We start from the raw sequence: 13,224 nt of genomic DNA, 5'->3' as shown, positions 1-13,224 counted from the left end.
ATGGACCACATGTCGCTGGAGCGGCTCGGCACCGAGAAGTACGTGCTGATCACCAGCTACCGCAAGAACGGCACCTCGGTCGCCACCCCGGTGTGGGTGGTGCGGGACGGCGACACGCTCGGTGTGTGGACGGTCGCCGACTCGTGGAAGGTCAAGCGGATCCGGGCCCGCAAGGACATCCTGATCGGCCCGTGCGACCTGCGCGGTCATCCGACCGGCACCCAGGTCCCCGCCGTCGCCGAGATCGGCGACGAGGCGACCGTCGCCCGCTACCGCCGGCTCATCGTCCGCAAGTACGGGATCGTGGGCCGCCTCTCCCTGCTGGGCAGCCGGCTGCGCCGGGGCCTGAAGGGCACCGTCGGCATCCGCGTCACCCTCGCGCCCTGAGACACGGCCGCTGAGGCACTGCCCCAAGACACCCGCGGCCGTGCCGGTCCTCCCCGAAGGAGAAGGACCGGCACGGCCGGTGGCACGTCACGCACGGGTCTACGACCCGTCGAGCACCGTTCCGCTCAGCACCGCCCCGCCGGGCCGCGGGTCGCCGTTGTCGTCGGTCGCCTGGAAGCGCACCGACTCGGTGGGCTCCGTCACCCGGTCCTTGACCGTCGGCAGGCTCACCTCGGCACTCAGCGCTCCCTTGGGCACGTTCGTCGTCAGGTAGAGGTACTTGATCGACGACAGGGGGCGCTCAGGGTCCGGCGACTCGCCCGTGGCGTCGGCGAGCCAGGCCGGGTCGACGTCCTTGGTGGACAGCTCCGGACCGGTGACCGGCACGACGGCGAACATCTCGCCGAGGTCCACGTCGGCGGCCTGGGACAGCACCACCTTCCACTTCAGCGACCGCCCCTCGGTCACCCGGTCCGCCACCGGCGTCACGGTCACCTTCGGCATGGGGTCGTCGTTCAGCACGGTCACCCCACCGCGGTACGAGCCCACGACCGCGCCGTGCACGGCCTTCACGAGCACCGTGTCGTCGACGTCGTAGGAGTAGCGGGTGTTGCCCTTCACCTGGACCGACACGTCGATGTCGTGGCCGCCCGGGTGCACCGTCACCAGGTGCTGCTTCGCCTTGCCGGTGTCCGGGTCGACGACGTGGACGCGGACCTGGCCGCTGCCCTGCCCGGACACCCGGACCGGTACGCGATAGGTGCGGACGCCGGAGTCGCCCTCCTTGACGGTGGTGCGGCCGAGGTCGACCCGCGGCAGCGCCGCGGCACGCACCGCGGGAGTGCCGGGCCGCCAGCCCCAGGCGTCCATCAGCCATGCCTTGCCGGAGTGCGAACGCGGCGTCAGCTCAAGGGACTTGACGTGCCGGAGATCGAGGCCGGCCCGGGTGGCCGCGGTCAGCGGGACGCGCACCTCGCGCGCCCAGTAGGAGGCCGTCCGCTCCGTGCCGGGCAGGCCGTCGACGGCGACGCGGCCGAGCCCGGCCCGCTTGCCGTGCGTGTCGGTGAGGGACACGTCCAGCTTGGTGCCGGCCGAGTCGGGCGGCACGATCACGCGCAGCGAGAGGTCCTTGGCGCCGCCCAGCGACACCGGCCTCCCGGGACGCACCTGGACCGCGGAACCGGGCGCCGACCAGCGCAGGGCGACAGCGCGGCGGCCGGCCTCGCGGTCCGTCTCCCACTGCGCGAAGTGCGGCGAGGCTCCCTTGGTGCCGGATCCGAGGCAGGCCACGGAGTTGTCCGGGTCCACCGCAGAGCACAGCCGTCCGCCGGTCACCGTGACCCTGCCGTCCGGCAGGAAGGCGCCGGCACGGTTCGCGCCGACCGCGTGGGTGAGCACCCGCGCGGGATCGGCCGAGGGCGCCCGGCGCCCCGACCCGTCGAGCAGCGGCCGTACCCGGTCGTCGCCGGCGACGAACAGCCGGGCCGCCGCGGCGATGTAGGTGCTGCCCGCCTGGTGCTGCTGGTCGGCGGTCAGCCGCGTCGCGGTGCCCGGCGAGCACACCGGGTCCCGCTGCTCGGGGTCGTTGTAGAAGTCGTCGTCGGCGGGCGCCTGCGCCTGCCCCGGCGTCCACTCGGTGTTGAAGAAGTTGTGGTCGGCGCCCACCACGTACACCGCGCCGTGCAGGGCGGCGCCGCGGCTGACGGCGCGGGTGCCGTCGACGTACACCTCGCCCTGGAGGTCGGAGACGTCGCCGTCGCAGCCCGGCAGGATCGTGGCCGAGGGCACGTCCGCGACCGGGTTCTGGCCGAAGATCGTCGGTCCGATGAGGACGGTGCCGCGGATGTGCCAGCGCACCGTGCCGTGGTAGCCGTCCTGCGCGGACGGCGGCGGGTAGAGGCTGTCCATGGCCGCGCGGTTCACGCCCTCGCCGCCGCGCGAGTGGCCCACGAGCAGCACGCGCGACAGGTCGGCCGGCGGCGCGTTCCGTACGGCCGCGGGGGCCGAGGCCGGGTGCGCGGCCCAGTCGGCCCAGTCCGCCAGGTGCCGCCGCACCAGCGAGGAGCGGGCCTGCGCGCCGCCGTCCTCGGCCCGGTCGTCCTGGGCGTTGATGCCGTTGGCGGAGATCGACACCGTCACATAGCCCTGCGACGCCAGGAGTTGCTGGTCGCGCAGGTAGCCGCGGTAGCTCGGGATCGGCTTCGTGCCCTGCGGGCAGGGCCAGTCGCCGGTCACGTCCTGACCGGAGTAGCACGTGGAGTGGCGGCCGTGCAGGAACAGGGCGAGCGGACGGTGGCCGGTCGCGCCCTTCGGGGCGACCACCACGGCCTTCATCTCGACGGGTTCGGGGAATCCGGGCAGCCGTACCGGCGGGAGGTCGTACTCACCGGTGGTGGTGCCGTACGAGCCCGGCTTACCCGGATCGACGGAGTTCGCGGGGAGCCGGGCGGGCGGCGCAACCGCCGCGGAGCGCCGCCCGCCCGGGGTCTCGGTGCGGCCGGCGGCGTCCAACTCGCGCCCGCCTGCTCGCACATGAAGGCTCGTCAGATCAGTTGCCGCACCAGCCCGGTGGAGGTCGAGGCGGAAGGTACGGCCGTCCTTGCCGGGGCGCGGGACGCCCAGCATCCGGTCCTTGGCGTAGAACTCGACGCGGGCGTCGGTCATCGGCACCCGGGCCGTCGAGCGCCAGACAAGCTGCCGCCCGGCCCCCTCACCCGTGAGCGTCCAGCCGGGCGGCAGGGCGCCGTCCTGGTCCTGCGCCGTGGTCGACGGTCTGGCCTGCGGCGGTGGTGCCGCCTGCGCCAGCCCTGGCGATCCCCCCGCCACCGCGAGTACCGCCGCAGCGGTCACCCATATTCGCCGGGCACGCAACAACGTCGCCCTCCTCAAGTCGGGTTGCACGGGCGCACCCGTGGTCAGCGGGGCGCCTCTCGTGTCCCGGAGGACGGCAGGGTGAGCCCGTGGGTTGCCTGTGTCAGGGGATTCGCCAGGTGACGGGCGGTGCGATCAGGCCAACCGGGAGCGGCACGCATGGGCGCCGGGCGCGGGGGACAGGAGACTGCCATGAGCCGAACTCCGTTGCGCGCGGCCGTCGTAGGCACCGGCCACCGTGCTCAGACCTTCACCCGCGGCCTCGCTGCGCGCCCCGGCCACCGCGTGGCCGCACTCTGCGACCCCAGCCCGACCAGGATGGCCTTCCACAACCGGCTGCTGGCCGGTGCCGGCGAACCCGCCGCCACCGAGTGGGAGCCGGACCGCTTCAGCGACATGCTGGCCGGGGAAGGCATCGACGAGGTCGTCGTGACGACCGTCGACGCCGCCCACGACCGCTACATCGTGCCCGCGCTCCGGGCCGGCTGCCGGGTCGTCACCGAGAAGCCGATGACCGTCGACGCGGACCGCTGCACCCGCATCCTCGACGCGGTGCGGGCGACCGGCAACTCCCTCACCGTCGCCTTCAACTACCGTTTCAACCCGGTGCACGAGAAGGTCCGCGCCCTGCTCGCCGGCGGCGCGATCGGCGACGTCCTCTCCGTCCACTTCGAGTGGCTCCTCGACACCCGCCACGGCGCCGACTACTTCCGCCGCTGGCACCGCGAGAAGCGGCACAGCGGCGGCCTGATGGTGCACAAGTCGAGCCACCACTTCGACCTGGTCAACTGGTGGCTCGCGGACGAGCCGACGGACGTCTTCGGCTACGGACGCCTCGGCTTCTACGGCCCCGAGGCGGGCGGACGCCACGGACTGCGCCGGGACTACGACCGCGCCCACGGCGCCGCCGCGGCGGCCGGCGACCCGTTCGCGCTGGACCTGGCCGGCAACGACACCCTGCGCGCGCTGTACCTGGACGCCGAGCGGGACGACGGATATCTCCGCGACCGCAACGTCTTCGGCGGCCCGGTCACCATCGAGGACGACATGGCGGTCCTCGTCCGCTACGCACGCGGCGCCACGATGACGTACCACCTGACCGCCTACTCCCCGTGGGAGGGCTACCGGGTGATGTTCAACGGCAGCGGTGGCCGGCTGGAGCTGGAGGTCGAGGAGAGCCGGTGGACGCCGCCGCGGGACCCGGTCGCCTCCGGCAGCGGTGCGCTGCACGGGGACACGGCCGCACAGCACGCGGGCGGCGCGCGGCTCACCCTGCGCCCGCTGTGGCGCCCTCCGGTCGACGTCCCGCTGGACGCCCGTCACGCGGCGCACGGTGGGGGAGACCCGCGCATGCTCGACGCGCTGTTCGGGCCCGTGGCCGCGGGACGCCCGGCGGCCACGGACACGGCGGCGCATCCGACGGCCACCGAACGCGACGGCGCTCTCGCGCTCGCGGTGGGAGTGGCCGCCAACCGCTGCTTCGAGACCGGACGGCCGGTCGCTGTAGGGGAGTTGATCCCCGGGCTGCGGGCGGGGTGAGCCGGTCAGGTCCAGGCGCGGTAGGGCTCGTCGACGAGCTGGAAGACGGGTTCGCCGCGGACCGGGTCCTTGGCGGTCGACAGCCGGACCCGGTCACCGCTGTGGATGCCGATCAGGGGACCCATGACCCGGCCGCGGACGACGAAGCCCTCGGCCATCTCGACGAGGGACACGTTGCGCGCGGCGGGGGTGTTGCGGTTCACCACCGTCGCGTGGCGGACCGTGCCCGTGCCCTCGCTGCGCTCCGTCCGCAGGTCGCCGCCCTGGCAGACCGGACACAGCAGCCGGTGGTACATCGAGGTGCCGCACCAGGTGCAGCGCTGGAAGAGGAGCGTGTCCGCCTCACGCGCCGCGGGATCGAGCAGGCCCGCCGCGGAGCCCGCTGCCTGACTGGCCACGTTTCCTGTGTAGCTGTACACGCTGGTCAACTCCCTGCGCCTCGGCCGGAATCCCACGTGCGCGGATCAACCGTGCACGGACGTGCCCGGTTGACCGTGCCACCGTGCACGCGACCAATGTATGGCACTCAGTGCCACTCGTAAAGGCACTGCGTACCCTCAATTTCGTCCGAGCTCGGACTCGATCTCCTGGACGACCCGCCACAGGGGTGCGTCGCGCCGGGCCACGACGACCACCACGTCCTCCGGCCCGGTGCTCACCCGGGGCGGGGGAGGCGTGCCGAAGGCGGACTGGACGTAGCCGAGCGTGTGGTCCACCGCGGCCTCGGAGTCGTCCTTGCCGTCCGAACGCAGCCAGGAGCGCAGGGCGTTGTTGTGCGCGGCCACCACGGCGGCCGCGATCACGTCGGCCTGGAGGATGCCGTCGCGCAGGCCGGCGAACCGGGCGCGCAGGTACTCCGCGAGGGCGCGCTCGTAGCGCCACACCACGGACAGCTCGTACGCCCTCAGGCCCGGCACCTTCTTGGTGAGGCGGTAACGCTGCACGGAGAAGGCAGGGTTCTCGGCGTACATCCGCAGCACGAGCCGGGCCGCGTCGCAGACCCGCCGCACGGGCTCGTCGTCCTTGTCGCTCGCGGCGAGGAACGCCGTCATGTCGGCCAGGCACCGCTCGTGGTCCGGGAAGACGACGTCTTCCTTCGAGGGGAAGTAGCGGAAGAACGACCGCCGTCCGACGCCCGCAAGCGCCACGATGTCGTCGACCGTCGTCTGCTCGTAGCCCCGCTCGAGAAAGAGCTGGAACGCCGCCGCGACCAGCGCGTCCCGCATCGGTGGCTTCCCGGCCGCCGCCTCCGTAGTCATGCACGGAACGTAGCATCGGTACGGCACGTATGGCACTCAGTGCAGGAGTGTCGGGAACTCGGTGCTCTCCCTCTCCACGCGGCGACCGCGTCCCTGGTACAGCGCTGAACTTCCGGGGCGGCGGCCGCGTATCACTCGTCGGGGGATGGCTCAGGCCCCTGCCTGGGGGCGGAAGGAGAGCACTGTGCCCACACCGCCGGGTTCCGGATCGCCGCACGACCGCCCGCCGCTGGAACCCATCCGCGTCCTGCGGCCGCGCCGCACCGACGCCCTCGCCGAGCTGTTCAAGGAGATGGAGCAGGGCCGGGAGGACCTCGAACCCGTCGCCGTGCCGGATCCGCGGTCCTGGGACGAGGGCGAGACACAGGAAATCCCACGGGTGCCCGCCCACGACGACCGCTTACGCGCCCACGACGACATGGCGTCGCGCCGTGGCGGACGGCAGGCACGCGAGGACCGCTGGGGGTTCGGCCCCGGACTGCGCCGGGCCGCGATCGCCGTCGGCGTCTCCGCGGCCGCGCTCGTCGGCTTCGGCTGCGCCCTGCTGCTGCCCGGCCGCGGCGACCAGGCCGCCGCGCAGCCACCCCGCCCCACGGCCTCCGCCGAGGCGACCGCGGCCGCCTCGGCCGCCGCCACCGGCGCCGCGGACCCCGACGGCGCCGGCACCCTGCGCGAGGGCGACAGCGGCCCCGAGGTGACGGACCTCCAGCAACGCCTGCTGCGCGTACCGGACATCTACACCGGCGGCTCCACGAGCGGCACCTACGACGCCACGCTCAAGGCGGCCGTCGCCCGCTTCCAGCTCTGGTACGGCATCAGCGGCGACGAGACCGGCGTCTACGGCGACGACACCCGGCGGGCGCTGGAGTCACGGACGGCGTACGGCGCCGGCTGAGGCGCCGCGAGCACGAGGCACGGCCCGCCTGCTCCGGCTCCGTCACTGCGGCTCCGCCGGGACCCTCAGGTCCAGGACGCAGACGTCGTCCCGGCGCTCGCCCTCCAGCAGTGAGCCGAGCAGCGGTCCCAGCGACAGCGAGCCGGGCTCGGCGGTGTGGCTCAGGACGGCGTCGGCGAGGCGCTTCAGGCCCCGGTCGATGCTCTCCGCGGGCCGCTCGACCAGGCCGTCGGTGTAGAGCAGGATGCGGTCGCCCGGAGCGAGGCGGCACACCCCCTCCTCGTACACGGGCGCCTGGCTCGCCCCGAGCAGCATTCCACGGGGCCGGTCGAGATAGCGCACCTGGTCGTCGCGCAGCAGCAGGGGCGGCGGATGACCCGCCTGGGCCCAGACCAGGCGCCGTTCGGCCGGGTTGTAGCGGGCGAGGACCAGGGTCGCGGTGCCGTGCGAGTCGCGGGAGTGCAGCAGCAGCGTGTTGAGCCGGGCGAGCGCGCCCGTCAGGGAGGAGCCGGTGATGACCATGCCCTTGGCGGTGAAGCGGAGCTGGGCCATCGTGGCGACCGCGTCGATGCCGTGACCGGCGACGTCGCCGACCATGAACAGCGCGTCCCCGTCCGGCAGTTCGATGGCGCTGAACCAGTCGCCGCCGACGTGGACGCCCGACTGCGCGGGCAGATAGGCGACGTCGACGCGCAGCCCCGCCAGGCGCACCGGCCGGGTGGGCAGGGGAAGCAGCGCGTGCTGGAGGCGGCCGGCCAGCGTCCGCTCGGCGCGCAGCACGTCGTGCTGGGTGAGGATGGCCCGCTCGCTCTCCACGAGCGCGAGTTCCGCGCTGCGTTGCGCGGTGAGGTCCTGGATCACGCCGTGCACCTCGACGGTGGTCCCGGCGGAGTCCGGCACGGCCTCCGCCACGGCCCGCAGATGCCGCAGCCCGTCCGCCGTCCTGACCCGGAAGGGGACGTCGAACGTCCGCCCCTCCGCCAGGAGTTCGCCGATGGCGTGGTTCAGGGCGGGTCCGTCCTCGGGCAGGGCGAGGACGGGCAGGTCGGTGAGGGCGACCGGACCGTCCGCCGGATCGCGGTCGAAGAGGGCGAACACCTGGGACGACCAGGTGACCTCGTGCGTGATCAGGTTCCAGCTGGCCCAGCCCAGGTTGCCCAGCCGCTGGAGGTCCGCGAGCCGTTGCTCCTGCCGGTCGGAGGAGCCGTGCCGGACCCAGGTGACGACCAGGCCCTCGCCCAGCCGCGCGGCCCGCACGGTGTAGGTGGACAGCTCGGTGACGCCGTCCACCGTCTCCTGAAGGCCGAACGGCTCGCTCTCGTACGGCGTTCCGGTGGCCAGCGCGTCCTTGAGGCTCTGCCACATGGGCTCCTCCGCCAGCGCGGGGCAGCACTCACGGAAGCGCCGGCCGATCAGTTCGGGTCCGGCGCGGCCGACCACGTCGACGGCCTGTGCGGTCGCCGCCTCGATGCGGTAGTCCTCGATCGCGCCCGCCGTGGTCCGCGCCGGCGTCAGCAGCATCGCCGCCCCCGGCAGCGCGTCGAACACGGCCTGCACGGCGGCCGCGGAGGCGTCGGCGGCGTCCTGGGGGCGCAGGCCGATCGCCAGCAGCCGGCCGGCGCAGAGCCGGGCCACCGCCTCGAGATGCTGCCGGGCGCGCGGCGAGAACGGCCCGACACCGGAGCGCAGGACCCCGATGCACACGTCGGGTCCCTCTGGGGTGGGCACGGGCAGCCAGGCGCGGGACTGCCATCGTCCGGGGGGATCGATCAGCAGGTACTTCTTGCGGTCCGCCTCGGCGTCCTCCAGCCAGCGCGGCTGCCCGGTCCGCAACGCCTCGAGCGGCGCGATCCCGGTCAACGGCGGCACGTGGCGCCACTGTTGGGCCAGGGTGTCGTCGACGCCGGCGTGCCCGATCAGCTGGAGTTCGCCGGCGGGCAGCCGGGCGTAGACCATGACCGCGTCGGCGTCCACCTCCGGCGCGAGGTGCGCGAGCAGGCACCGGGCGAGGTCCTGCGGTGTGGCGACGCGGACGAGTTCCGTGCCGAGCGGGCCGAGATCCGCGGGACCGTCCTCGGAGTCGGGTGCCTCGCGTACCGGCTCGACCGCGGGCACGGAGCGAGCCGCGGGAGCCTGCTCCTCGGCGGTGCCGGCCATGGCGGGCACCAGCGTGCCGAGGGTGATCCAGCACTCCTCCAGCAGTGAGTGGCCGGCCGCCTCGGCCCGCCGCTGGAGTTCCTCCTCCGCGGCGTCGGGGGAGCAGCCGGTCAGCACCATCGTGACGCCCTTGGCCTGGTCGACGACGGCCGCCTTCGCCGCCAGGTCGCGCAGCCGGTCCATCTCGGCGCGCTGTCTGGCGACCACCTTGGCCAGCGCAACGGTGTCCGGCGCGGCGCGGGATTCCGCACCCGGTGCGGGCTCGCTCGTCACGGGTCGAGCATCGCACACCGCGGGCGTTCCGATCGTGGTCTTGCGGGCTCCGGTTTCACCCGGAAACGGAAGGCCGAAGCCCTGGTCGCCGGCGCCCCGGTCCGGCTCGCGGATCAGTCGTCCGGCGGCCGGTACAGCCACAGCCGCAGCAGCCTGCTGAGCCGCGGCATGAGCAGGTACGTCAGCACCGGCAGCAGCACCAAGGGGAACACGGCCGCGCGCAGCGGCAGCGGCCACGTCGCGGTGCGGGGCGTCACCAGCCACTGGATGAGCAGGGTGCAGGGATAGGCCCCGAGGAAGGTGGTGAGCACCATCTTCCAGCGCGGCGGCGACTGCACCGTGGTACCGGGCAGGCCGAACCAGGTCTCCATGCCGGTGGTCGACTGCCGCTCGCTGCCGATCTCCGTGGCGACGTCCTCGATGCGCGCGTGCCAGGAGGCCCGCTCGTCGGACTCCAGCCACTCGGCCAGCCGCCGAGCGTCGCAGAAGCGGAGCACGGCGTGGTAGCGGTGCCCGCCCTCGGGGCGCAGCCAGGCGACGCCCTCGTTGCCGGGGAACCGTCTGGCGCAGCGGGTGATCCCGCGGGTCCACTCCTCGAACTCGTGCTCCCGGCCGGGGCGCACCTGCCAGGTGAGCACACTGGTGACCGGTTTGCCGCCGCGCAGCTGGGTGGTGCTCATGGTCACCACGTGTGCCACGCGTGGCGCGGATCATGCATCGGGAGGGGAGGTGCGGTCAGCGCCCGGAGTCGATCAGGGCCTGGCTGACGGCGCGGACGCTGCGCGCGATGTGCTGGAGCTGCATGACCTCGGCCGCGTAGAGCTTGATCGTGTGCTCGATGACCGACTCCGGCAGGCCCAGCGCGGGCAGGTCGGCGCGCGCCGTCTGCAGGGCGGTGCGGGCGACGCGGATCTCCTGCTGGACCTGGATGTGCGCATGCCGGGCGAGCAGCACGGGGTGGCGGATCAGGGCCGGGTAGCTGCCGTAGCGCGCGGGCACCAGCTCGCGCAGCCACTTGGCCGCCGAGCGCTCCCAGTCGTAGGAACCGGGCTGCTTGACCTGGCACGGCCAGTCCGGGCTGATGCGCGTGGTCGTCAGTTGCATGATCGTCGCTTCCGGTCTGCGGCGTCGGGAGGGTGGTCCGACATGGGGCGGGCGGCCCCGGCCTAGGGGATGACCGGGGCCGCCAAGGGCGCTCGCACGGACGAGGCCCGCCCGGACACCATGAGCGCCGACGCGGGTAGGAGACGGCGGCTCCGGAGGTGTCCGGGGTGACGCCTGAGCAGTATTTATATATGCCGTCCGCTTTGCAAGACGCATGAAAACATTCATGCGCGATATGTAGTGAAAGGTCCCTTTGTAATGTGTGAAAGCTGGAGTCAGTGGTGTTGCTCCTGAGCGCGGAGGGTCAGTCGCGCAGGAAGAACTGGTGCTGCTCGGAGATCTGCTCGTACTCCTCGAGGCGCGCCTGGGTGCGCTCCGGGTCGGCGTCGGTCATCGCCTGCAGCAGCGCGGAGGAGATGACGCCGGGCGCCGCGTAGGTGTCGAAGACCAGCCGGGAACCGGTGCCGGTGGCGAAGACGGCCTCCGCCTCGGCGGCGACCGGGCCGAGCGCCAGATCGGTGATCAGCGCGATCCGCAGACCGGCGCTGCGCGCGACCCGTACCGCGGTGAGCGTCTCTTGCGCGTGCCGGGGCATCGAGAACGCCAGCACCCACGTGCCGCCCGCCTCGCGCGACTGCAGCAGCGCGTCGTAGGCGACGCTGCCTCCGCGCGTCACCAGCCGCACGTCCGGGTGGATACGGCGCGCCGCGTACGCGAAGTACTCGGCGAGCGAGGCCGAGATGCGCAGCCCGAGAACGGTCAGCGGGGTGGAGTCCGACAGCTTGCGGCCGAGGTCGATGATCTGGTCCGGGTCGGCGAAGTCGCGTCGCAGGTTCTCCAGGTTCTCGATCTCCGCGTCGACCGCCGCCTGGAGCTCGTTGCTGACGTTCTCCTCCGTCGTGCCGGGTCCGCCGGCCAGGGTGCCGAGGGCGATCGACTGGAGCTTCTCGCGCAGCGCCGGGTAGCCGCTGAAGCCGACGGCGGCCGCGAAGCGCGTCACCGAGGGCTGGCTCACGCCCACGCGTTCGGCGAGGTCGGTGATCGAGAGGAAGGCCGCCTCGGTGATGTGCTCGATCAGGTACTGGGCGATGCGCCGCTGGCCGGGGGAGAGCCGGGGCCGGTCGAAGAGCGTCCTGAGCTGGGAGGCCGGGGCGGCCTCGACTTCGGGTGCGGTCTTGCCCGAGGTGATGGCGGATGCCTGTGCGCGTGCCTGCTGCGGCGATGGCACCGGTGCGCCTCCTTTGTCTCCCACAGTGCTTCAACATAGCTCACGCACCGTCGTGACCAGGGGTTGTCGTGCGCGTCTCACCGCCGGTAGATCGTGATCGAGTACCCCACCTCGTCGATCGCGCGGCTGCTGTGGATCAACGCGGCCAGCCGGCCCCGCGCCTTGGCCGCCGCCGAGTCCGACACGACGAGCAGCCCCCGGACCTGACGCGGCGCCACCTTGCGCGGGTCGCGGCCCTCGACGCCGTAGTACGACGGCACTCCGCTGCCCTTGTAGACGAGCCAGATCCGCTCGCCGCGGTAGCGCTCGTGCAGCCGGTCCGCGAGCCGGCCGAGGTCCTGGCCCCAGTCCACGTTGGAGTCGTGCAGCCGCAGATGCGTGCGGGCCGGACCGCCGAACGCCTCGTTGGAGTACGGCAGATAGTAGGGAAACGTCCGCAGCGAGCTGACCGCGACGAACAGCACCAGCGCCGCGGTCACGAGCGGCGCCCACCGCCACCGCACCGTGAGGACGCAGCCCGCGGCCACCGCGAGGAACATCGGCACGAAGATGGCGTACCGCGTCCCGAAGTCCCGCGCCCCCGTCATGGCCGCGGCCAGCAGCACGGCGGCGGGCAGCAGCACGTAGGGCGCCGCGGGCCGCAGCCGACGCACCGCCACCATCACGACGGCCCCCGCGATCCACAGGGCGAGCATGCCCAGCGGCGTCTTCACCAGCAGGGCGGCCGGCAGGTAGTACCAGCGGGACCCCGTGTACAGATGGCCGAAGAGGAAGCCCTGCCAGGGGTAGTTCTCCAGCCCGAACTGGATACGCATGCCGTCCCGGTAGGACGCCGGCAGCGGCAGCAGCCGCACGAGCAGCCCCTTCACCCCGTGCACGGCCGGCACGGGCTGGCCCGGCGCCGAGCGCAGCCCCGGATCGACGGCCAGATACGACGCCCATACGACCGCCACGGCCACCCCGGCGGTGACGAGCGCCGCCGCCGCGGCCCGCGCCGCGCTCCGGCGCCGGCCGTCGGAGCGCGTCTGCCACACCGACCAGGCCGCCAGAGCCATCAGCACCGGGACCACCGGCAGCACGTTCATCTTCGTGGCCAGTGCCGCCCCGAGCGCCGCGCCGCCCAGCGGCACGTACAGCCGGGGCCGGCGCCGCGCCCGCCACAGCAGCCACGCCGACGTCAGCGCGAAACCGGCCGCCGGCACGTCCAGCGTCGCCAGCGAGCCCTGGGCGATGACGTCGGGGGAGAGGGCGTACAGCGCGAGCGCCGCCAACCCGGCCACGGCGCCCGCCAGTTCACGGGCGAAGGCGAACACCACCAGCCCGAACAGCAGGGTCAGCACGATCATCGGCAGCCGGGCCCAGAACATCAGCCGCCAGGGGTCGTTCCCGGACTCGTACAGCAGATGCCGCCCGAATCGGCTCTGGTCGCCCTGGTACGCGGTGTCGACGTGCGGGGCGGCGGCCGCCACCCCGGCCGCGATGATCAGCTTGCCGAGTGGCGGATGCCTGGG

The 13,224-nt window shown here is 73.3% G+C and carries 11 protein-coding genes; 3 read left to right on the top strand and 8 right to left on the bottom strand.

Going from position 1 to position 13,224, the window contains the following annotated elements:
• Positions 1-387 (top strand): PPOX class F420-dependent oxidoreductase, encoded by a 387-nt coding sequence (locus tag ACFU97_RS37280; protein WP_384265306.1) that lies wholly within the window; start codon positions 1-3, stop codon positions 385-387.
• Positions 388-486: 99 nt separating this feature from the next.
• Here ACFU97_RS37280 and ACFU97_RS37275 read toward each other — a convergent pair whose 3' ends face one another.
• A complete protein-coding gene (locus ACFU97_RS37275; protein WP_384265303.1) occupies positions 487-3,261 on the bottom strand; it encodes an alpha/beta hydrolase family protein in 2,775 nt (924 codons plus the stop codon).
• Positions 3,262-3,450: 189 nt separating this feature from the next.
• On the opposite strand from ACFU97_RS37275, the gene ACFU97_RS37270 reads away from it, so the two are divergent.
• Positions 3,451-4,797, top strand: coding sequence for a Gfo/Idh/MocA family protein (locus tag ACFU97_RS37270; RefSeq protein WP_384265301.1), 1,347 nt, complete (start codon positions 3,451-3,453; stop codon positions 4,795-4,797).
• Between the two features lie 5 nt (positions 4,798-4,802).
• Here ACFU97_RS37270 and ACFU97_RS37265 read toward each other — a convergent pair whose 3' ends face one another.
• Together ACFU97_RS37265 and ACFU97_RS37260 are read right to left on the bottom strand one after the other, a co-directional pair.
• Positions 4,803-5,195: a Zn-ribbon domain-containing OB-fold protein gene (locus ACFU97_RS37265; protein ID WP_384265299.1), complete on the bottom strand. Its 393-nt coding sequence runs from the start codon at positions 5,193-5,195 to the stop codon at positions 4,803-4,805.
• 159 nt (positions 5,196-5,354) lie between these two features.
• The gene (locus ACFU97_RS37260) at positions 5,355-6,023 is read right to left on the bottom strand and encodes a TetR family transcriptional regulator (RefSeq protein ID WP_384265358.1); all 669 of its coding nucleotides are present in this window, start codon (positions 6,021-6,023) and stop codon (positions 5,355-5,357) included.
• 217 nt (positions 6,024-6,240) lie between these two features.
• On the opposite strand from ACFU97_RS37260, the gene ACFU97_RS37255 reads away from it, so the two are divergent.
• Positions 6,241-6,951, top strand: a complete 711-nt coding sequence (locus tag ACFU97_RS37255; RefSeq protein WP_384265297.1) for a peptidoglycan-binding protein — start codon at positions 6,241-6,243, stop codon at positions 6,949-6,951.
• Positions 6,952-6,993: 42 nt separating this feature from the next.
• On the opposite strand, the gene ACFU97_RS37250 is transcribed toward ACFU97_RS37255, so the two are convergent.
• From ACFU97_RS37250 to ACFU97_RS37230, 5 genes are all read right to left on the bottom strand, one after another.
• Positions 6,994-9,291, bottom strand: coding sequence for a SpoIIE family protein phosphatase (locus ACFU97_RS37250; RefSeq protein WP_384265356.1), 2,298 nt, complete (start codon positions 9,289-9,291; stop codon positions 6,994-6,996).
• Between the two features lie 203 nt (positions 9,292-9,494).
• Entirely contained in the window at positions 9,495-10,061 is a 567-nt protein-coding gene (locus ACFU97_RS37245) for an antibiotic biosynthesis monooxygenase (protein WP_384265295.1), read from the bottom strand.
• Positions 10,062-10,116: 55 nt separating this feature from the next.
• On the bottom strand, positions 10,117-10,485 hold the full coding sequence (locus ACFU97_RS37240; RefSeq protein WP_384265292.1) for a hypothetical protein: 369 nt from the start codon (positions 10,483-10,485) through the stop codon (positions 10,117-10,119).
• Between the two features lie 304 nt (positions 10,486-10,789).
• Positions 10,790-11,713, bottom strand: a complete 924-nt coding sequence (locus tag ACFU97_RS37235) for a MurR/RpiR family transcriptional regulator (protein WP_384265290.1) — start codon at positions 11,711-11,713, stop codon at positions 10,790-10,792.
• A 77-nt stretch (positions 11,714-11,790) separates the two neighbouring features.
• Positions 11,791-13,224, bottom strand: a 1,434-nt coding sequence (locus ACFU97_RS37230; protein ID WP_384265288.1) for a phospholipid carrier-dependent glycosyltransferase, incomplete at its 5' end; no start/stop codon positions are given.

This window comes from Streptomyces sp. NPDC057616 (genome assembly GCF_042800575.1).
Taxonomy (GTDB): domain Bacteria; phylum Actinomycetota; class Actinomycetes; order Streptomycetales; family Streptomycetaceae; genus Streptomyces.
The sequence above is the reverse complement of the archived record's forward strand: the minus strand, read 5'-3'. Positions and strand labels throughout refer to the sequence as shown.